This is a genomic window from Micromonospora sp. NPDC047707 (genome assembly GCF_040704235.1).
Taxonomy (GTDB): domain Bacteria; phylum Actinomycetota; class Actinomycetes; order Mycobacteriales; family Micromonosporaceae; genus Micromonospora.
Map to the genome: position 1 here is coordinate 110,920 of NZ_JBEYSU010000017.1, position 19,460 is coordinate 130,379.

Genomic DNA, 19,460 nt, shown 5'->3' on the forward strand with positions numbered 1-19,460 from the left:
GGTCCCCGCGTACTGCCCGGGTCAGCCGCCGCGGACGGACGGCACCGGCGCGGGTGAGCCGCCGGCGACCGCGCCGGGGTGCGGCACCTGCGTGGGGCTCGGCGCCAGGCCGGCCGGCACGGGCAGCGCGCTGCCCTTGACGTACTTGTCCCAGCTCACGTTCCAGGCGGTCCAGCCGTTGCCCTCGTCCAGCTTCACCTCGGTGCCCTTGATCGTCACCAGGTCGCCGACCTGCGTGATGTTCATGAGCCAGTCCGCCGCCGTGGCGGAGACGTTGGTGCAGCCGTGGGAGACGTTCTCGCTCCCCTGGACCCCCTCCGACCACGGGGCGCCGTGGATGAACTCGCCGCCCCACGTGAGGCGCTGCGCGTCCTCGACGTCGACCACGTACGGGTCGGCCGAGCCCCGGGTGTCGAACGTGGTGAACTGGTGCTTCTCCATGATCACCATCTTGCCGCTGGAGGTGGGCGTGCTCGGCTTGCCCAGGCTCACCGGGATCTTGCGGACGAGTTTGCCGTCGCGGTGCACGGACATCTGCTTGGTGGCGTTGTCGATCTCCAGGGAGACCTGCCGGCCGATCTTCGAGGTCGCCCTCCGGTCGGCGTCGCCCACGTGCTCCTTGCCGATCGGCAGGCCCTCGAGCCCGGCGCGGAAACTGATCGTGGTCCCCGGCCGCCAGAAGTCGGGCGCCCGGTAGTACACCTGGGTGCCGTCGGACACCCAGGACCACACCCCCGGCTGCGGCGGGTCGGTCTTCACGAACAATCGGCGCTGCACCGCCGCCCTGGCCTCTTTCGGAATGGGCGGGTCGAACGCGACGGTTACCGGCATCGCCGTTCCGTAAGTCCGATTACCGGCGAAATACAATGTACTGGTTATCGCCTGCTTGGTGGATTTCGGCATCGTGGTGAATGTCGTCTTCCGGGTGGTGGTCCTGCCGCGGTCACCGGTGGCGGTCACCTCGGCCGTGTACGTCCGGCTGGGCTTCAGCGGCGCGCTGGGCACCCAGCCCGAGCCGTCCTCCCGGGGCTCCGCCGCCACCTGCCCGCCCTTGTCGTCCACGATCTTCACGGAGGTGACCCGGCCGCCCTTCACGGTCGTGCCGACCTCAGCGCTGATCGGCACGTTCCGGGTCCCCTCCGCGGGTGTCACCGCCAGTTCCGGCCCGGCTCCCCGGCCCTCCCCCGGCCGCGCCCCGGGCTTGCGGTCGGCGGTGCATCCGCCCAGGGCCAACGGTGCGGCCGCGACGGTCACCGCGAGCAGCGTCATTCGCCGCCTGAAATCCATGGTTGCGTCCCCCCGTTATTGCGTTCCCTCTGCCACATTCTCTCCGTCGGACACAGTTTCGTACGCAATTTCGGCGAATCTCCGGCCGCATTTGCCGGCCCCATTTTCCGGGCGCCGACCACCCACGGCCCGTGCGGGCGGAGTGTCCGGCAGCGCCCGATCAGTCCCAGTCCGAGCCGTCGTCGTTGCCGGTCCACCGGCCGCCGACCGGCGGCGTGTCCAGCAGCATGCCACCGTGCCCGTTGCCGACGAGATCGTTGTCCTGCACCCGGCACCCGACCGCGCTGCCCCGCTCGGTCACCCAGATCCGTACGCCTGGGTCCGCGGATCCTGGCTGTCCCAGATCCGGTTGCCCCGGACGGTCGTCGAGTCGACCGCCGCGTTGATCGTCAGGCCGGCCACCACGGACGGCGCGTCGGGCAGCTCGTACGCCGTGCCCGGCGGCGGGTTGTCGGCGCTCCAGCGCTGCGGGGCGGGGTTCCCGGCCGACGGCGGGCGAAACGCCCTCGGCACGGACGGGGCGCCCCGGGCATCACCGCCCGGGGCGCCCGTCGCTCAGAGGTTGGCGATCAGCACCGCGGGCCGTTCCACGCAGTCCGCGACGTGCCGCAGGAAGCCGCCGGCCACCCCGCCGTCGCAGACCCGGTGGTCGAAGGTGAGGCTGAGCTGCGTCACCTTCCGCACCGCGAGCTGCCCGTCGACCACCCACGGCTTGTCCACGATCCGCCCCACGCCGAGCAGCGCCGCCTCCGGGTGGTTGATGATCGGGGTGGAGCCGTCCACGCCGAACACGCCGTAGTTGTTCAGCGTGAACGTGCCGCCGGTGAGCCGGGCCGGCGGCAGCGTGCCGGCCCGCGCCGCCGCCGTGGTCTCGGCCAGCGCGGCGGCAAGGTCGGCGGTGGTGAGCCGCTGCGCGTCGCGCAGCACCGGCACCACGAGGCCCCGGTCGGTCTGGGCGGCGATGCCCAGGTGCACCCCGGCGGACTGCACGATCCGCTGCCCCTCGGTGTCCACCCGGGCGTTGAGCTGCGGGAACCTCCGCAGCCCGGACAGGCAGATCCGGGCCAGCAGGGCCAGGATGCTCACCGGTGCGTCCGGGGTGGCCGCGTTGATCGCCGCGCGGGTCTCCAGCAGGGCGGTCGCGTCGACGTCCACCCAGATGGTCACCTCGGGGATCTCCCGCCGGCTGCGGGACAGCTTGTCGGCGATGGCCCTGCGGATGCCGGTCAGCGGGATGACGACGTCGCCGTCGCCGAGCCCGACGTGCGGGTCCGGGACGTCCGGAACGGCGGCGAGCCGGGTCGGCGCGACCGGACCGACGGCCTCCACGTCGGCCCGGCGGATCACCCCGCCCGGCCCGGTGCCGCGCACGGTGGCCAGGTCCACGCCGCGCTCCTTCGCCAACCGCCGCACGATCGGCGAGATGACCAGCACGGCGCCCGCGTCGGCGGCCGCCGGCACGGCGGTCCCGTTGTCCGGCGCACCGGCCGGCGCATCCGCCGCCGCGGCGAGGCGGGGCCGGCGGCGGCGCCGGCCCGAGCCGCCGTGGCCGGTGCCGTACCCGATGAGGACGTTGCCGGAGCCGGCGCGCTCCTCCTCGCGATAGGTGGCGTGGCCGGGGGGCTCGGGAGCCCCGCCGGGCGTCGGCGCCGCCGCCTCCAGCGGCGCGACGGTGATCAGCGGCTGGCCGACCGGTCGGACCTCACCCGCCGCGCCGTGCAGGGCCACGACCCGCCCGGCGTACGGGCAGGGCACGTCGACGACGGCCTTGGCGGTCTCCACCTCGACGACGGTCTGGTCCACCGTCACCGTGTCGCCGACGGCGACCCGCCACTCGACGATCTCCGCCTCGGTCAGCCCCTCCCCCAGGTCGGGCAGGAGGAAGACCTTCTCGCTCATGCCGCACCCGCCTCGGTCAACCAGCGCGCGTCGGGCTGGTCGTCCCACTGGAGGCGGGCCACCGCGTCGAGCACCCGGTCCACCCCGGGCAGGTGGGTGTGCTCCAGCATCGGCGCCGGGTACGGGATGTCCAGGCCGGACACCCGCAGCACCGGGGCGTGCAGCGCGTGGAAGCAGCGCTCCTGTACCCGGGCGGCGATCTCCGCGCCGACGCCGGCGAAGCCCTGCGCCTCCTGGATGACCACGCACCGCCCGGTCTTCCGCACCGAGGCGGTGACGGTGGCGTCGTCGAACGGCACGATCGTGCGGACGTCCACGACCTCCAGGTCCCAGCCCTCCTCGCGGGCGGCCTCGGCGGCCTCCAGGGCGACCGGCACCGCCGGCCCGTACGCGACCAGGGTGGCGTCGGTGCCGGGGCGGCGGACCACGGCGCGCCCGAACGGCTCGGTGCGGGCCGGCAGGTCGGCCTCGGCGCTGGCGAAGTAGAGCTTCTTCGGCTCCATGAACACGACCGGGTCCGGGTCGGCGATCGCCTCGCGCAGCAGGGAGTACGCGTCCTCGACGGTAGCCGGGGTGACCACCTTCAGGCCGGGTGTGTGCGCGTAGTACGCCTCGGAGGAGTCGCAGTGGTGCTCCACCCCGCCGATGCCGCCCGCGTACGGGACGCGGATGACGATCGGCACGCTGAGCGCGCCCCGGGTGCGGTTGCGCAGCTTCGCCACGTGCGAGGCGATCTGCTCGAACGCCGGGTACGCGAACGCGTCGAACTGCATCTCCACCACCGGCCGCAGGCCGGACATGGCCAGGCCGACGGCGAAGCCGACGATGCCGGCCTCGGCGAGCGGGGTGTCGAAGCAGCGCTTGTCGCCGAAGCGGGCCTGGAGCCCGTCGGTGATCCGGAAGACGCCGCCGAGCTGGCCGACGTCCTCGCCGAAGACGACCACCCGCTCGTCGTCGAGCATCGCGTCGGCGAGGGCCGCGTTGAGCGCCTTCGCCATGGTCATGGTGGCCATCAGGCGTCCCCCTCCTCGGCGGCCGCGGCCAGTTCGGCGCGGATCTGCTCACGCTGCTCGACGAGCTGCGGCGTCGGCTGGGCGTAGACGTGGTCGAAGAGGCTCAGCGGGTCGACCGTGGGCTTGTCGTGCATCCGGTCCCGCAGGTCGGCGGCGTACGCCTCGGCCTCCTCGGCGACCGCCGTCACCGCCGCGTCGTCGAGCGCGCCCCGGGCCCGCAGGTACGTCTCCAGCCGGGCGACCGGGTCCCGGTCCCGCCACGCCTCCACCTCGTCGGCGTCCCGGTAGCGGGTGGCGTCGTCGGCGTTGGTGTGCGGCTCCATCCGGTAGGTGTGCGCCTCGACCAGGAACGGACCGTGGCCGGCGCGGGCGTGCGCCACGGCGCGGGTGAGCACCGCGAGGACGGCGACCGGGTCGTTGCCGTCGACCTGCTCGCTGGGCACGCCGTAGCCGACGCCCTTGTACGCGAGGCTCGGCGCGGCGGTCTGCCGGGACAGCGGGACGCTGATCGCGTACCGGTTGTTCTGAACGAAGTAGACGACCGGCGCCTTGAACACGGCGGCGAAGTTGACGCCCTCGTGGAAGTCGCCCTCGCTGGTGGCGCCGTCACCGATGAAGGCCAGCGCCACGGTGTCCCGCCCCTGGTACGCCTCCCCGTAGGCGAGGCCGGCGGCGTGCACGCACTGGGTGGCGAGCGGCGTGCACTGCGGCGCGGTACGCCGGGCGGCCGGGTCGTACCCGCAGTGCCAGTCGCCGCGTAGCAGGGTCAGCACCTCGACCGGGTCGATGCTCCGGGACACCAGGGCCATCGACTCCCGGTAGGTGGGGAAGACCCAGTCGTCGTCGCGCAGGGCGAGGATCGCGCCGACCTGGCACGCCTCCTGGCCGCGGGAGGAGGGGTAGACGGCGAGCCGGCCCTGCTTGGTGAGCGCGGTGGCCTGCACGTCGAAGCGGCGGCCGATCACCATCCGCCGGTGCAACTCGACGAGCGCCTCGACGGGCGGCTCGGGATAGTCGGGACGGGCCGGCAGCGGGGCGCCGGCGGGGTCGAGCAGGCGTACCGGCTCGCCCGCCGGCAGCAGCGCACGGGCCGGATCCGGCGTGGTGGCCGGTCGGGACCGGCGCCGGGACTCCCTGCGGACCGCCTGGGGTGTGGTCGTCACGGCGGGAACCTCCTGGACATCTGGTGCGCCTATGCTCCTGCTGTCGGATGATTGACTCAAGATGCGCGGTGAACGCGGGACGAATGACAGGAAGGTGGCGCGCTCATGAGCCAGGAGTCCGATCCGGAGCTGGACTCGACGCCCGGAACGGGACGATCGGCCCGCGTCCTCGACGAGGTGGACCGGCGCATCCTGGCCGAACTGGTCCGGGACGGGCGCACCTCGGTGCGTACGCTCGCCGAGCGCATCCACATCTCCCGCACGAACGCGTACGCCCGGGTGGAGCGCCTGCTGCGCGACGGCGTGATCACCGGCTTCCGGGCGCAGGTCACGCCGGAGGCCGCCGGGCTCGGCACCTCCGCGTACGTCGCGATCACGATCGAGCAGAACACCTGGCGCGAGGTGTCCGCGGAACTGGCGCGGGTGCGCTACATCGAGCACGCCGCGCTGCTGGGCGGTGACCACGACGTGCTCGCCCTGGTCCGCGCGCCGGACAACGCCACCCTGCGGGACGTGGTGTTGAGCCGGGTGCAGAGCATCCCGGGGGTCCTCTCCACGCGCACGTGGCTGGTCTTCCACGAGTTCGACGGCGAGACCAGCCCCTGGGAGTGACCGGGTCGCGCCGGCGCTGCAAAGAACCGCGGGGCGGGCGTCATCACCTTCCCGGCGACCTCGCTCCGCAAGATCACCTTCGAGATCACCAGCTCGACCGGCACGCCGAGAGTCGCCGAATTTGAAACCTACGCCGGGTAGCGGGTAAGGCCCCGACGCGTCCGGCATCGATGCCGGAACCCCCCGCACTACGGACCACCGGGATACGAAGGGCGGGACCGTCGCCGCCGACGGCCCCGCCATTCGGCCCCGGAGGGTTCTCGTCACCGACGCGGTGGAGACTCACGCACCCGCGTCTCGGATCGGCTGGTAGGTGAGGAGGGCGAGGCTGTCACCGACCGTTCGGGAGCCGACCAGCCGCAGCGGTTTCCGGTCGCCGATCCCGTCGAAGAGACGGTCGCCGGCCCCGAGCACGAATGGATAGATCATCAACCGCAGTTCGTCGACGAGGTCGTGCGCCAGCAGCGTGCGCACGAGCCGCCCGCTGGCGTAGACGACGATCTTCCCGTTCACCCGGCGCTTCAGCTTCCGGACCTCGCTGACAACGTCGTCCCTCAGGACCGTCGAGTTGTTCCAGCCGGGATCCGCGAGAGTCGACGACACGACGTACTTGGGCATGCCGTTCAACCTGTCCGCCCACTCACCGGTCCGCGACGGCCACCGCGCGGCGAACCACTCGTGACTGCGCCGACCCAGCAGCAGCGCCTCGGCGCCCAGCGCCTCCGCGAACCCGACCTTGGCCCACTCCTCGCGGTCGCTGTCCCCGACCTGGCCGAACCAGCCACCGAACCGGAGACCCTCCTCACCGGTCGGATCCTGGCCGACCCCGTCGAGCGAGACGTTCTCGCTGACGACGATCTTTCCCATCTCGGTTCTCCTCTGCTGGCGTCCGTCAGCTACCACTGGGGTGGACACCCGCCACGTCGAGAAAGTGGCGGCCCCCGACCGCCCGGTACGCCCATTGGCCGGCGTCCCTATTCAGTGCGACAGAACGCGGGAAGAGGTGACCGAGGGTGGGAGCGGACGTGATCTCGAGGGCTCGGGCCGGGGACAGCGACGCCTTTCGGGAACTGACCGAGTCCTACCGCCGGGAGTTGCAGGTGCACTGCTACCGGATGCTCGGGTCGTTCCAGGACGCCGAGGACGCGCTGCAGGAGACGCTGCTGGCTGCCTGGCAGGGCCTCGGCGGGTTCGAGGGACGCGCCTCGCTGCGCACCTGGCTCTACCGGATCGCCACCAACAGATGTCTCAACGCACGCCGGTCGGCCAGCCGACGCCCGGCCAAGCAGTGGGACGTACCCCATGTCGACCTGCTCGACCCGACCCGGCTCGGTGAGGTCGTCTGGCTCGAACCATGTCCCGACGCTCTGCTCACCGGTGCCCTCGACACGCCGTCCGGCCCGGAGGCCCGCTACGAGCAGACCGAAGCCATCTCCCTGGCGTTCGTGACCGCTCTGCAGGCCCTGCCGCCCCGCCAGGTCGCCGTGCTCATCCTGCGCGACGTCCTCGGATTCCGCGCCCACGAGGTGGCCGACATGCTCGGCTCCAGCGTCGAGTCGGTCAAGAGCGCCCTCAAACGGGCGCGCGCCAGCTTGCCTCGACCGCCCGCGACCGAGGGCCGCGAACCGCCGCCCGCCGCCGGATCACCCGCCGAGGATGCGACCGTGGCGAGGTTCGTCCGGGCGTGGGAGTCCGCCGATCTCGACGCGCTGGTGGCCCTGCTGACGGACGACGTCTTCATGTCGATGCCGCCCATGCCTTTCGAGTACGAGGGTCGGGACGTCGTGGCCAGCTTCTGCGCCCGCATCTTCCGCGCCGGTCGGAGGTTCGACCTGGTGCCGACCAGAGCCAACGGTCAGCCGGCGTTCGGCGCCTACCTGCGCGGCCCCAGCGGCGTCAGCAACGGGACCGGCCTGTACGTCCTCACCTTGAGCGGCGACCAGATCCGCGCGATGACCCGCTTCGAGAACAGTGTCCTCCCGTCGTTCGGGCTACCACGATCGCTTCGGAACCGGCCGGGCTGAGCCGGCCGCCATACAGTGGCCGGTGTGCCGTTGCTCGCCACCCCCACGCTGCCGCCCGGCTCGATGTCCGCGCTGCCGCAGCCGGAGATCCACACCGCCGACCTGCTGATAAGACCCTGGCAGGCGTCGGATCGCCCGGCGGTGGTGGCCGCCTACGCCGACCCGGACATCCAACGCTGGCACTGCCGGTCGATGACCGACGACGAGGCCGGCGACTGGATAGCCGCCTGGCCCGGCCGGTGGCGCGATGAGACCGGCGCCGGGTGGGCCGTGCTCGACGCGGAGCGCGTCGTCGGGCAGATCAGCCTGCGGCGGGTGGACCTCGCCGAGGGCTGGGCCGAGGTGTCGTACTGGGTTCTGCCAGACGCGCGGGGCCGTCGCATCGCCCCGCGCGCCTTGTCCGCGGTGACCGCCTGGTCCTTCGCCACCCTCCGGCTGCACCGCGTCGAGCTGTCCCACTCGACCGCGAACCTGGCGTCCTGCCGGGTCGCGCGGCACGCCGGGTTCGCAGCCGAGGGTACGAGACGCGCCCAGGGCCGCCACGCCGACGGCTGGCACGACATGCACCTCCACTCCCGCCTCGACAGCGACGGGTGAGCGCCGCAGAGCCGACGAGCAGCGGACAGGTCGGTGGAGCGGCTCAGCGTTCCGGTGGGGCCTCCAGGCCCTCGCGGTCGGCGAGTTCCAGCAGGGGTTCCAGGGAGTACGCCCGGCCGTCGAGGCCGGCGTGCGGGTCACCGCGTTCGGCGAAGCGGGCCGGCATCGTCGTGACGTCGAAGTCCTCCGGCCGGACGTCGTCCAGCTCGGCCCAGTCCAGCGGCGCGGACACCAGCGCCGCCGGCGTGGGACGGATCGAGTACGCCGAGGTCATCGTGTGGTCCCGGGCCATCTGGTTGTAGTCGACGAACACCGGCCGGTCCCGCTGGTCCCGCCACCAGGTGGTGGTCACCAGGTCGGGGCGGCGGCGCCGCATCTCCCGGCCGAGCGCGAGGACGGCCCGCCGGCACTCGCCGAAGCTCCACCGGGGCTCGATGGTGAGGTAGACGTGCAGGCCCCGGCCGCCGGTGGTCTTCGGGTAGCCGACCAACCCCAGCTCGTCGAGGAACGCGCGGACCTCGTGCGCCACCGGCACCACCTGGTCGAAGCCGACCCCCGGCAGCGGGTCCAGGTCGATGCGGAGCTGGTCCGGCCGCTCGACGTCGCCCCTGGACACCGGCCACGGGTGGAAGCGCAGCGTGCCGAGATTGGCCGCCCAGATCACCACGGCCAGCTCGCTCGGCGCGACCTCGTCGGCCGTACGACCACTGGGGAAGGTGATGTGGGCGGTCCGCACCCAGTCGGGCGCACCGGCCGGCAGCCGCTTCTGGTAGAAGGCGTCACCCCGGTTGTCCTGCCGGGTGGCGATCTTCGCGCCCTCGAAGACGCCGCGCGGCCAACGCTCCAGCATGGTCGGCCGGTCCCGCAGGGCCCGCAGGATCCCGTCGCCGACGGCCAGGAAGTATCGCACCACGTCGAGCTTGGTCAGCCCGCGCTCCGGAAAGTACGGCTTGTCCGGGCTGGAGACCCGCACGACGCGCTCCCCGACCCGGATCTCCTCCGCCGCCGTCGTCGCCACGCCCACACCGTAACCGCCCGTGGGCCGGCTGGCGGGGACACGCCGCCGGCCGGACGGCTCCGGTGAGCGGTCCGGCCGGCGGTACGGCGACGATCAGCGCCCTTCCTGCTGCATGCGCGCCATCAGCATCTGCTTGCCCTGCTCACCCGCCTTGCGGTTGTTCTCCTGGATCTTCTTGAACCAGGTGGCGAGTTCGCTGTCTCCGCGCGCCTCGGCGTCGGAGATGTACGTCTCCATCCGGTAGATGTTCTCCAGGGACATCTGTACCGCGTGGATGAGGTCGTAGTTCTTGTCCTTGAGGGCGCTCTTCTGCTCCATGGTCATGGTCGCCACGGCGTACCTCCCCTGTCCGTGTCGTGGTCGAGCCAGCGCTTACCCCTCTTCGGCCCGTTCACGCCCGCGAGCGCCGGCGCCTCGCGGTTACCCGGCGACGCGCCGGGGTAGGGGGTGGCGCATGGCGGAACTGGCGGCGCTGTGGATCGTCCGGCACGGCGAGAGCACGGCGAACGTGGCGGCCGGGGCGGCCGAGGCGGCCGGCGCCGAGCTGATCGACCTCACCCACCGTGACCCGGACGTGCCGCTCAGCCGCACCGGGGAAGAGCAGGCCCGGGCCACCGGCCGGTGGCTCGCCGGGCTGCCCGAGGCGCGCCGCCCCGACGTGGCGGTGGTGTCGCCGTACCTGCGGGCGCGGCGCACCGCCGAGCTGGCCCTCGACGGCACCGGTGTCCCGTGCACCCGTGACGAGCGGCTGCGCGACCGGGAGCTGGGCATCCTCGACGGCCTGACCGGGCACGGGGTACGCCGCCGGTACCCCGAGGAGGCGGCGCGGCGGGACCGGCTCGGCAAGTTCTACTACCGCCCGCCCGGCGGCGAGTCGTGGACGGACGTGGCGCTGCGGCTGCGCGCCCTGCTCGGTGACCTCCGCCGTGACCACGAGGGCCGGCGGGTGCTGCTGTTCGGCCACGACGCCCTGGTCTTCCTCATGCGTTACCTGGTGGAGGGGCTCACCGAGGAGGAGCTGATGGCGTTGACCCGTGAGCACGTCATCGCGAACTGCTCGGTGACCGGCTGGTCGGCCGACGAGGACGGGCGGCTCCGCCCCGACGTGTTCAACGACGTCCGCCACCTGCGCCGCGAAGGTGCCCGGCCGACCAGGGAGGACGAGGTCCATGCCGAGCCGGTCTGACACCCCGGTCATCACGCCGGCGCTGCTGCGGGACTGGGCGCTGCCCATGCCGTCCGGGGGCAAGGAGTCGCGGGGCACGGTGCTGGTGGTCGGCGGCTCCCGGTTCACGCCCGGCGCGGTCCTGCTCGCCGGGGTGGCCGCCCTGCGGGCGGGTGCCGGGGTGCTTCAGCTCGCCGCCGCCGAGTCGACCGCCGCCGCGCTGAGCATCCAGGTGCCGGAGGCACTGGTGGTGGGGCTGCCGGAGACCGCGGACGGCGCGGTGGCCGGTGCCGGCGGCGACCGGCTCGGCGAGCTGGTGGCCGAGGCGGACGTGGTGGCGGTCGGCCCGGGACTCAAGGACATCGACGAGACCGGACTCCTGCTGCGTACGGTGCTCGACGCGGCGAGCCGGGAGACGGCGCTGGTGCTCGACGCGTACGCCCTGGGGGCCCTCAGCCACGCCCCGGACCTGCTGGTCGGCGCGGGCCGCCCGGTGGTGCTGACCCCCAACCTCACCGAGGCCCGGCACCTGCTCGGCCGCGAGCCGGGCGACGACCTGGACGCGGCGGCGGCGGAGCTGGCCGGCCGGTACGACGCCGTGGTGTCGCTGTACGGCCACATCGCCGCTCCGGACGGGCGGGGCTGGCGGGAGGAGAGCGGCGACGCGGGGCTGGGCACCTCGGGCAGCGGCGACGTGCGGGCGGGTCTGCTGGCCGGCCTGCTGTCCCGGGGCGCGGCGCCGGCGCAGGCCGCGTGCTGGGGCGCGTTCGCGCACGCCGTCAGCGGCCAGCGCCTGGTGCCGCAGTACGGCCGGATCGGTTTCCTGGCCCGCGAGCTGCTCGACGAGATCCCACACACCCTCGCCACCGTCTGACTCCCGCCGAATCACCCCGGTTTCTCCAATAGACCGCCGGGTACGGATGGAGTCCTCAGCCCACGTCGAGGAGGTCAGCCGGTGTCGACCGATGCCATCGTCCTGTTGAAAGAGGACCACAAGGAGATGCGTCGCCTGTTCAAGGAGTTCCAGGCGAACGAGGACGCTCCGGCGAGCCAGCGCGAGAAGCTCGTGACATCCTGGAGTCGTACGAGGAGCACCACGTCGCTGACGTGCTCTGCTTCGAGCTGTTCACCATGAAGCCGGACGACGAGCACTACAACGCCAAGACGACGGTGCTGATCGAGAGCGTGCTGCACCACGTCGAGGAGGAGGAGCAGGAGTGGTTCCCCAAGGTGCGCGAGAAGATGGGCCGTAACGAACTGCAGGATCTCGGCCAGCGGATGATCGACATGCGTCCGACGGCACCCCGCTCGCCGGCCGCACCGAAGGCGCTGAAGAAGTCGCTGGACGCGGTGCGCGCCTGACCCCGCCACGCCGTCCGGGGCCCGGCCGTCGGTCGGGCCCCGACGCGTGTCACCAGGCGGTCGCCGGCACCCCGTCCGGCTCCGGCAGGATTCGCCGCAGCTGCCCCGGGGGCGCGCTGCGCCGCCGCCACTCGCGCGGGTAGCCCAGCGACACCTCCTCGAACCGTACGCCGTCGTACCAGGTCGTGCGGGGAATGTGCAGGTGGCCGTAGACCATGACGGCGGCGCCGAAGCGGACGTGCCAGTCGGCGGTGGCCTCGGTGCCGCACCACTGGGCGAAGATCGGGTAGCGCAGGATCCGCGTCGGCTCCCGGACCAGGGGCCAGTGGTTGACCAGCACGGTCGGCAGCGCCGGATCCCGCTCGGCCAGCCGCCGGGCGGTCTGCGCCACCCGGGCCGCGCACCACGCCGAGCGGCTCTCGTACGGGTCGGGGTGCAGCAGGTACTCGTCGGTGCAGACCACCCCCGTCCGGTACGCCTCGGCCAGCGCCGCCTCCGGCGTGTCGAAGCCCTCCGGCCGCCAGCTGTGGTCGTACAGCAGGAACAGGGGCGCCACGGTCACCGGACCGCCACGCCCCGCCCACACCGGGTACGGATCCTCTGGGGTGAGGACGCCGAGGCCGCGGCACAGCTCGACCAGGTGGGCGTAGCGCGCCACGCCGCGCAGCGTCACCGGATCGCTGGGCGGAGTCCACAGTTCGTGGTTGCCCGGGGACCAGACCACCTTCGCGAACCGGCCGGCCAGCAGCCGAAGCGCCCACTCGATCTGCTCGACGGTGTCGCCGACGTCCCCGGCGACGAGCAGCCAGTCGTCCGGCGAGTCGGGACGCAGCCCCTCGACGATCGCGCGGTTGTCCGCGTGCCGCACGTGCAGGTCGCTGATGGCCAGCAGGCTCCCGCCACCACCCGCCCCCGCCATGCCGTCGATCCTAGGCGGCCCGTCACCGGCCCCGCGACCCCCGACGGCAGGCCTCGGGGGCGCTGTGCCCGGCCCCGGCGCGGCCGAGCCCCGACGGCCGGGTGACCGCGGCCGCCCGGTCGACCCCCGGCGGACGGTCCGGCCCGCCCGCACCCGGTAGGATCCCCCTCGGGCCGTGACTGGCGCATTGGAGATGGAGAACCATCGGGGAGCGGCCCCGTCACGAGGACGCATGCCGAGCGCCTGGGCCTTCCGCACGTCACCAGGAGGTCGCATGTCGCTGAACGCCGAGTCCACCGCCTTCCGCAGCGCGCTCGAAGTGATCGGCGGCGTCGAGCCGCGCGTGGCCGACGCCATCCGCGCCGAGCTGGCCGACCAGCGCGAGTCGCTCAAGCTCATCGCCAGCGAGAACTACGCCTCCCCGGCCACCCTGCTGGCCATGGGCAACTGGTTCAGCGACAAGTACGCCGAGGGCACGGTCGGCCGCCGCTTCTACGCCGGCTGCCAGAACGTGGACACCGTGGAGGCGCTCGCCGCCGAGCACGCCCGGGAGCTGTTCGGCGCGTCCCACGCGTACGTGCAGCCGCACTCGGGCATCGACGCCAACCTGGTCGCCTTCTGGGCGATCCTGGCCGACCGGGTCGAGTCGCCGGCGCTCAAGCGCGCCCAGGCCCGGCACGTCAACGACCTCACCGAGGCCGACTGGTTCGCGCTGCGCCGCGAGCTGGGCAACCAGCGGATGCTCGGCATGTCGCTGGACGCCGGTGGCCACCTCACCCACGGCTTCCGGCCGAACATCTCCGGCAAGATGTTCGACCAGCGCAGCTACGGCACCGACCCGGAGACCGGCCTGGTCGACTACGACAAGGTCGCCGAGGCGGCCCGCGAGTTCAAGCCGCTGATCCTGGTCGCCGGCTACTCGGCGTACCCCCGGAAGGTCAACTTCCGGATCATGCGGGAGATCGCCGACTCGGTCGGCGCCACCTTCATGGTCGACATGGCGCACTTCGCCGGCCTCGTCGCCGGCAAGGTCTTCACCGGCGACTTCGACCCGGTGCCGCACGCGCACATCGTCACCACCACCACGCACAAGTCGCTGCGCGGCCCGCGCGGCGGCCTGGTGCTCTGCCAGCCGGAGCTGGCCGAGCAGGTCGACCGGGGCTGCCCGATGGTGCTCGGCGGCCCGCTGCCGCACGTGATGGCCGCCAAGGCGGTCGCCCTGGCCGAGGCCCGCCGCCCCGACTTCGCCGACTACGCGCAGCGGATCGTCGCCAACGCGCAGGCCCTCGCCGACGGGCTGCTGCGCCGCGGCGCCAAGCTGGTCACCGGCGGCACCGACAACCACCTGGTGCTCATCGACGTCACCTCGTACGGCCTCACCGGCCGGCAGGCCGAGCAGGCGCTGCTCGACTCCGGCATCGTCACCAACCGCAACTCCGTCCCGCAGGACCCGAACGGCGCCTGGTACACCTCCGGCATCCGGATCGGCACGCCGGCCCTGACCACCCGGGGCCTCGGCACCGCGGAGATGGACGCCACCGCCGAGCTGATCCACGCCGTGCTCGGCCAGACCACCCCGGGCGCCAACGCCGACGGCACCCCCTCGAAGGCGAAGTACGTCCTCGACCCGGCGATCGCCGACAAGGTCAGCAAGCAGGCCACGGAGCTGCTGGGGGGCTTCCCGCTGTACCCGGGCGTCGACCTGGCCTGATCCGTCCCGTCGTGACGGCCGGGCGGCACTCGCCCGGCCGTCAACGTTTCGGGGGGTAGATCACAAGGTGTTGCCCACGGGGTCACCGTCCGACTAGAACCTCAGCAACGATCGCCCGGATATCCCGGCGACGGTGGCGAGGTGATGGACGTGGCTCTGGTCTCCTACGACGACGCCGAGGCGGCGGCCTTCGCCGCCACCCGGGAGCTGCCCCCGGCCAGCCTCGACCGCTGGCGCCACGCCGTGCAGCAGCACCTGCGGCCCCGGGACACCACGACCCTGCTCGACCTGGGCTGCGGCACCGGTGCCTGGGCGCACGCCTTCACCGGGTGGTTCGGCATCCGGGTGGTGGGCGTGGAGCCCGCGACGGCGATGCGCGCGTACGCGGACCACCGGCCGCTGCTCGCCGGGGACGCCGGGGCGTTGCCGCTGCGCGACTCCAGCGTGGACGCCGCCTGGCTGTCGACGATGCTGCACCACGTTCCGGACCTCGACGCGGCGGCCCACGAGCTGCGCCGGGTGCTGCGCCCCGGCGCGCCGGTGCTGGTCCGCTCCCCCTTCCCCGGGCGCCACCAGCGGATCGGTCTCTTCCACTGGTTCCCGGAGGCCATCGAGGTGCTGGAGACGTACCCCGACCTGACCCGCGTCCGCGCCGTGTTCGCCGCGGCCGGCTTCCCGGTCAGCAGCGTCGAGGCGGTCGCCCAGACCACCGCCGCGTCCCTCGCGGACTTCGCGCACCGACTGGACCGGCGGGCGCACACGCCGCTGCGGCTGATCAGCGACGACGCGTACGAGGCCGGCGTGGCCCGGCTGCGCGCCGCCGCGCCGCACACCCCCGGGCCGGTCGTCGACCACCTGGACCTGCTCGTGCTGCGTTAGGCCTGGGTCGAGGTCCGACGCCGCTCAGACCGGGCCGGCCTCGCCGCGTTCGCGCAGGTAGTCGTGCAGCGCCGCGGTCGCCCGCAACCGCCGCAGGCTCCGGCGGTGCAGATCCTGCTCGCGGCGTGCCAACTCGGCGCGCACCCGGACGGCGCTGCCGGTGGTGCGCAGCTCGTCCAGCACGGCGGAGATGATGTCGAACGGGTACGCCCCGCGCCGCAGCAGCGCGACCACCTGCGCGGCGCGCAGCTCGGCCGCGCCGTACACCCGGTAGCCGGTGGCCCGGTCGCGCACCGGCCGGAGCAGGCCGCGCTCCTCCCACAACCGCAGCTGGGAGGTGCGGACGCCGACCCGCCGCGCCACCCCGCCGATCCGCGCGCCGTCCCGCGGCGCCGCGACCGCCGGCGCCGACACCACGGTCTCGAACGCGCCGAGCACCCGCCGGATCTCGGCCCGCTCCCGGTCCAGCTCGGCGTGGCCGCCGTCCAGCGCCGCCAGCGCCGCCGGCAGGTCACCCCGGTGGATTGCGGTCATGACCTCCCGCGTACGCGTCCAGCCGTGCCCCTCGGCCATCCGCCGCGCCACGGCGAGGGCCCGCACGTGCGCCTCGGTGAAGATCCGGTACCCGGACGGGGTGCGCTCGACCGGCGGCAGCACCCCGTCGGCGACGTAGTTGCGGACCTGCTGGGTGGAGATGCCGGCCGTCGCGGCGACGTCCACGGCCCGGAGCCGACGCGCTGTCCTCACGACGCTCACCCTACTGCTTACACGCTGTTTGAGACTTTCCGGTGCCCTTCTCCTTCGGAGCACTGGCCTGCGCGCGCGAAGTCTCTACGGGAGCTTCAATGAGACGATTGAAGGCGGCCAGGCCAGAAGACGCACACCCGGCGGGGCTTCGCCCTGCCCACGATTCACGTGAAGGGTTCGCATGCAGCAGCCAGACCGGTCCGCCGCCGACAGCCACGACATGATCGAGGTACGCGGAGCGCGGGAGAACAACCTCGCCTCCGTCTCGGTCGACATCCCCAAGCGCCGGCTGACCGTATTCACCGGGGTCTCCGGCTCCGGCAAGTCCTCGCTGGTCTTCGGCACCATCGCCGCGGAGTCGCAGCGGCTGATCAACGAGACCTACAGCGCATTCCTCCAGACCTTCATGCCGAGCCTGTCCCGGCCGGACGTGGACTCCCTGCGCAACCTCACCCCGGCCATCGTCGTCGACCAGGAGCGGATGGGCGTCAACTCCCGCTCGACGGTCGGCACCGCCACCGACGCGTACGCGATGCTGCGCATCGTCTTCGGTCGGCTCGGCCAGCCGTACGTCGGCGGGGCGGGCGCGTTCAGCTTCAACCTCGCCGAGGGCATGTGCCCGGCCTGCGAAGGGCTGGGCCGGGTCTCCGACCTCGACGTCACCGAACTCGTCGACGTGGAGAAGTCGCTCAACGGCGGCGCGATCACCGTCCCCAACTTCGGCGTGGACACCTGGTACTGGCAGATCATCGCCAACTCCGGGCTGTTCGATCCGGACGCCAAACTCCAGGACTACACGCCGCAGCAGTGGCAGGACCTCCTCCACAAGCCGGCCACGAAGATCAAGGTCGGCAGCAACAACTGGACGTACGAGGGGTTGGTCGTCAAGGTCCGGCGGCTCTACCTCGCCAAGGACCGCGAGTCGATGCAGCCGCAGATCCGGGCGTTCGTCGACCGGGCGGTCACGTTCACGACCTGCGCCGACTGCGGCGGCACCCGGCTGAACGCCGCCGCCCTCTCCTCCCGGATCGCCGGGCGCAACATCGCCGAGTGCGCCGCCATGCAGATCAGCGACCTGGCCGAGTTCGTGCGGGGCATCGACGACCCGGCGGTCGCCCCGCTCGTCGCCAATCTGCGCGACCTGCTCGACTCCCTCGTCGAGATCGGTCTGGGCTACCTGAGCCTGGACCGCGAGTCGGCCACCCTCTCCGGCGGCGAGGCGCAGCGGGTGAAGATGGTGCGGCACCTCGGCTCCCCGCTCTCCGACGTCACGTACGTCTTCGACGAGCCCACCGTCGGCCTGCACCCGCACGACATCGCCCGCATGAACGACCTGCTGCGGCGGCTGCGCGACAAGGGCAACACGGTGCTGGTGGTCGAGCACAAGCCGGAGACCATCGTGATCGCCGACCACGTCGTCGACCTCGGGCCCGGCGCCGGTACGGCCGGCGGCCGCGTCTGCTACACCGGCGACGTCGGCGGCCTGCGCCGCTCCGACACGCTCACCGGCCGGCACCTCGACCACCGGGTCCGGCTGCGCGACCAGGTCCGGACGCCCACCGGGCACCTGGCGATCCGCAACGCCGACCTGCACAACCTGCGCGACGTGAGCGTGGACGTCCCGCTCGGCGTGCTGACCGTGGTCACCGGGGTGGCCGGCTCCGGCAAGAGCTCGCTCATCCACGGCTCCCTGCGCCGCCGCAACGGGGTGGTCGTCGTCGACCAGTCCCCCATCCGGGGCTCGCGGCGCAGCAATCCCGCCACGTACACCGGCCTGCTCGACCCGGTACGCACCGCCTTCGCGAAGGCGAACGGCGTGAAGGCCGCGCTGTTCAGCGCCAACTCCGAGGGCGCCTGCCCGACCTGCAAGGGCATCGGCCTCGTCTACACGGACCTGGCCATGATGGCCGGGGTCGCCTCGGTCTGCGAGCGGTGCGAGGGCCGCCGGTTCACCGACGAGGTGCTCACCTACCGGCTGCGTGGGAAGAACATCAGCGAGGTGCTGGCGATGCCGGTCAGCGAGGCGCGGGACTTCTTCCCGAGCGGTCCGGCCCGGGTCATCCTCGACCGGCTCGCCGACGTCGGGCTGAGCTACATCACGCTGGGCCAGCCGCTCACCACCCTCTCCGGCGGCGAGCGGCAGCGACTCAAGCTGGCCATCCACATGGCCGAGAAGACCAGCACGTACGTCCTCGACGAACCGACCACCGGCCTGCACCTGGCCGACGTGGACCAGCTGCTCGCCCTGCTCGACCGTCTCGTCGACGCCGGCAACACGGTCGTCGTCATCGAGCACCACCAGGCGGTGATGGCGCACGCCGACTGGCTGATCGACCTCGGGCCGGGCGCGGGCCACGACGGCGGGCGGATCGTCTTCACCGGTACGCCCGCCGAACTGGTCGCCCACGGGGACACGCTCACCGCCCGCCACCTGCGCGAGTACGTCGCCCGCTGACCGCGGTGGCCGGACGCGCGCCGCGTCCGGCCACCCAGCCCGGCATGATGGCCGGGTGCGTGAACGCGACGATTGGACAGGGCTGCCGGGCGTCGTCGTCCTCCCCAGCGGAGCCGCCGTACGTGGGCGCCGCCTCGCCGACCCGGCCCCGCCGGCCGACTTCGCGCTGCTGCTGGCGCCGGGGCCGGTGCCGGCCTGGCCGCACCGGCGGATCCGCTGGCCGGACTTCTGGGTGCCGGTCGACCGCGCCGACGCGCTGGACGCCCTCCGGGAGGCGCTGGCCCGCACCCACGGCGGCGAGCGGGTCGAGGTGGCGTGCCGGGGCGGCACCGGCCGTACCGGCACCGCCCTGGCGGCGCTGGCGATCCTCGACGGGCTGCCGCACCGGGAGGCGGTGCCCTGGGTACGCGCCCACTACCGGCCCCGGGCCGTGGAGACACCCTGGCAGCGTCGCTGGCTCCACCGGCTCCGGTGACCACGGCACAGACGCCGCTGGCCGGCACCCGGAATCCGGGTGTCGGCCAGCGGCTTGGTTCCCCCTGTCGAGGAAAGACTGTGGGTCAGTTGTTCCAGTTGATGGGTAGAGCGGGGTGTTGGGGAAGAGTGTGT

21 protein-coding genes and 1 riboswitch are annotated in these 19,460 nt (G+C 73.0%); of the genes, 10 read left to right on the plus strand and 11 right to left on the minus strand.

Features of this window, described 5'->3' with window-relative positions; genetic code table 11:
* Window positions 1-21: 21 nt before the first annotated feature.
* The 6 genes from AB0873_RS19685 to pdhA form a co-directional block, all read right to left on the minus strand.
* Window positions 22-1,287 (minus strand): Ig-like domain-containing protein, encoded by a 1,266-nt coding sequence (locus AB0873_RS19685; RefSeq protein ID WP_366601108.1) that lies wholly within the window; start codon window positions 1,285-1,287, stop codon window positions 22-24.
* Between the two features lie 160 nt (window positions 1,288-1,447).
* Complete coding sequence (locus tag AB0873_RS19690) at window positions 1,448-1,588, minus strand: hypothetical protein (RefSeq protein WP_366601109.1); 141 nt, start codon at window positions 1,586-1,588, stop codon at window positions 1,448-1,450.
* Window positions 1,585-1,800, minus strand: coding sequence for a hypothetical protein (locus AB0873_RS19695; protein WP_366601110.1), 216 nt, complete (start codon window positions 1,798-1,800; stop codon window positions 1,585-1,587). The genes AB0873_RS19690 and AB0873_RS19695 overlap by 4 nt, the downstream gene beginning before the upstream one ends.
* 42 nt (window positions 1,801-1,842) lie before the next feature.
* Complete coding sequence (locus AB0873_RS19700) at window positions 1,843-3,186, minus strand: dihydrolipoamide acetyltransferase family protein (protein WP_366601111.1); 1,344 nt, start codon at window positions 3,184-3,186, stop codon at window positions 1,843-1,845.
* Window positions 3,183-4,199 (minus strand): alpha-ketoacid dehydrogenase subunit beta, encoded by a 1,017-nt coding sequence (locus AB0873_RS19705; protein WP_155332490.1) that lies wholly within the window; start codon window positions 4,197-4,199, stop codon window positions 3,183-3,185. Before AB0873_RS19705 ends, AB0873_RS19700 begins: the two co-directional genes overlap by 4 nt.
* The gene (gene pdhA, locus AB0873_RS19710; RefSeq protein ID WP_366601129.1) at window positions 4,199-5,395 is read right to left on the minus strand and encodes a pyruvate dehydrogenase (acetyl-transferring) E1 component subunit alpha; all 1,197 of its coding nucleotides are present in this window, start codon (window positions 5,393-5,395) and stop codon (window positions 4,199-4,201) included. The genes AB0873_RS19705 and pdhA overlap by 1 nt, the downstream gene beginning before the upstream one ends.
* A 72-nt stretch (window positions 5,396-5,467) precedes the next feature.
* Between pdhA and AB0873_RS19715 the strand changes: the two genes are divergently transcribed.
* Window positions 5,468-5,974 (plus strand): Lrp/AsnC family transcriptional regulator, encoded by a 507-nt coding sequence (locus tag AB0873_RS19715; protein WP_155332492.1) that lies wholly within the window; start codon window positions 5,468-5,470, stop codon window positions 5,972-5,974.
* 282 nt (window positions 5,975-6,256) lie between these two features.
* Here the strand turns inward: AB0873_RS19715 and AB0873_RS19720 are convergent, their stop codons facing one another.
* The gene (locus AB0873_RS19720) at window positions 6,257-6,841 is read right to left on the minus strand and encodes a dihydrofolate reductase family protein (protein ID WP_366601112.1); all 585 of its coding nucleotides are present in this window, start codon (window positions 6,839-6,841) and stop codon (window positions 6,257-6,259) included.
* A 158-nt stretch (window positions 6,842-6,999) separates the two neighbouring features.
* Here AB0873_RS19720 and AB0873_RS19725 point away from each other — a divergent pair, with 158 nt between their 5' ends.
* Complete coding sequence (locus tag AB0873_RS19725) at window positions 7,000-7,998, plus strand: sigma-70 family RNA polymerase sigma factor (protein WP_366601113.1); 999 nt, start codon at window positions 7,000-7,002, stop codon at window positions 7,996-7,998.
* 24 nt (window positions 7,999-8,022) lie between these two features.
* Complete coding sequence (locus AB0873_RS19730; protein ID WP_366601114.1) at window positions 8,023-8,595, plus strand: GNAT family N-acetyltransferase; 573 nt, start codon at window positions 8,023-8,025, stop codon at window positions 8,593-8,595.
* Between the two features lie 43 nt (window positions 8,596-8,638).
* On the opposite strand, the gene AB0873_RS19735 is transcribed toward AB0873_RS19730, so the two are convergent.
* Both AB0873_RS19735 and AB0873_RS19740 read right to left on the minus strand, forming a co-directional pair.
* Window positions 8,639-9,619 (minus strand): DNA primase small subunit domain-containing protein, encoded by a 981-nt coding sequence (locus AB0873_RS19735; RefSeq protein WP_366601115.1) that lies wholly within the window; start codon window positions 9,617-9,619, stop codon window positions 8,639-8,641.
* Window positions 9,620-9,706: 87 nt separating this feature from the next.
* The gene (locus tag AB0873_RS19740; RefSeq protein WP_155334271.1) at window positions 9,707-9,937 is read right to left on the minus strand and encodes a hypothetical protein; all 231 of its coding nucleotides are present in this window, start codon (window positions 9,935-9,937) and stop codon (window positions 9,707-9,709) included.
* 130 nt (window positions 9,938-10,067) lie between these two features.
* Between AB0873_RS19740 and AB0873_RS19745 the strand changes: the two genes are divergently transcribed.
* From AB0873_RS19745 to AB0873_RS19755, 3 genes are all read left to right on the plus strand, one after another.
* Window positions 10,068-10,799, plus strand: a complete 732-nt coding sequence (locus AB0873_RS19745; protein ID WP_366601116.1) for a histidine phosphatase family protein — start codon at window positions 10,068-10,070, stop codon at window positions 10,797-10,799.
* Window positions 10,783-11,652 carry an NAD(P)H-hydrate dehydratase gene (locus tag AB0873_RS19750; protein ID WP_366601117.1) on the plus strand — a complete coding sequence of 290 codons (870 nt, stop codon included), beginning with the start codon at window positions 10,783-10,785 and terminating at the stop codon, window positions 11,650-11,652. The genes AB0873_RS19745 and AB0873_RS19750 overlap by 17 nt, the downstream gene beginning before the upstream one ends.
* A 233-nt stretch (window positions 11,653-11,885) precedes the next feature.
* Complete coding sequence (locus tag AB0873_RS19755) at window positions 11,886-12,140, plus strand: hypothetical protein (protein WP_366601118.1); 255 nt, start codon at window positions 11,886-11,888, stop codon at window positions 12,138-12,140.
* A 49-nt stretch (window positions 12,141-12,189) separates the two neighbouring features.
* Here the strand turns inward: AB0873_RS19755 and AB0873_RS19760 are convergent, their stop codons facing one another.
* Window positions 12,190-13,059, minus strand: coding sequence for a metallophosphoesterase (locus AB0873_RS19760; RefSeq protein WP_366601119.1), 870 nt, complete (start codon window positions 13,057-13,059; stop codon window positions 12,190-12,192).
* A gap of 165 nt (window positions 13,060-13,224) precedes the next feature.
* Window positions 13,225-13,315: riboswitch (ZMP/ZTP riboswitch) on the plus strand.
* 18 nt (window positions 13,316-13,333) lie between these two features.
* Here AB0873_RS19760 and AB0873_RS19765 point away from each other — a divergent pair.
* On the plus strand, window positions 13,334-14,770 hold the full coding sequence (locus AB0873_RS19765; protein ID WP_366601120.1) for a glycine hydroxymethyltransferase: 1,437 nt from the start codon (window positions 13,334-13,336) through the stop codon (window positions 14,768-14,770).
* Window positions 14,771-14,920: 150 nt separating this feature from the next.
* Complete coding sequence (locus AB0873_RS19770; protein ID WP_366601121.1) at window positions 14,921-15,649, plus strand: methyltransferase domain-containing protein; 729 nt, start codon at window positions 14,921-14,923, stop codon at window positions 15,647-15,649.
* 24 nt (window positions 15,650-15,673) lie between these two features.
* Here the strand turns inward: AB0873_RS19770 and AB0873_RS19775 are convergent, their stop codons facing one another.
* Window positions 15,674-16,396 carry a MerR family transcriptional regulator gene (locus AB0873_RS19775; protein ID WP_366601122.1) on the minus strand — a complete coding sequence of 241 codons (723 nt, stop codon included), beginning with the start codon at window positions 16,394-16,396 and terminating at the stop codon, window positions 15,674-15,676.
* Window positions 16,397-16,577: 181 nt separating this feature from the next.
* Between AB0873_RS19775 and AB0873_RS19780 the strand changes: the two genes are divergently transcribed.
* The gene (locus tag AB0873_RS19780; RefSeq protein WP_366601123.1) at window positions 16,578-18,851 is read left to right on the plus strand and encodes an excinuclease ABC subunit UvrA; all 2,274 of its coding nucleotides are present in this window, start codon (window positions 16,578-16,580) and stop codon (window positions 18,849-18,851) included.
* A 55-nt stretch (window positions 18,852-18,906) separates the two neighbouring features.
* The gene (locus AB0873_RS19785; protein ID WP_366601124.1) at window positions 18,907-19,326 is read left to right on the plus strand and encodes a protein-tyrosine phosphatase family protein; all 420 of its coding nucleotides are present in this window, start codon (window positions 18,907-18,909) and stop codon (window positions 19,324-19,326) included.
* Window positions 19,327-19,460 lie beyond the last annotated feature (134 nt).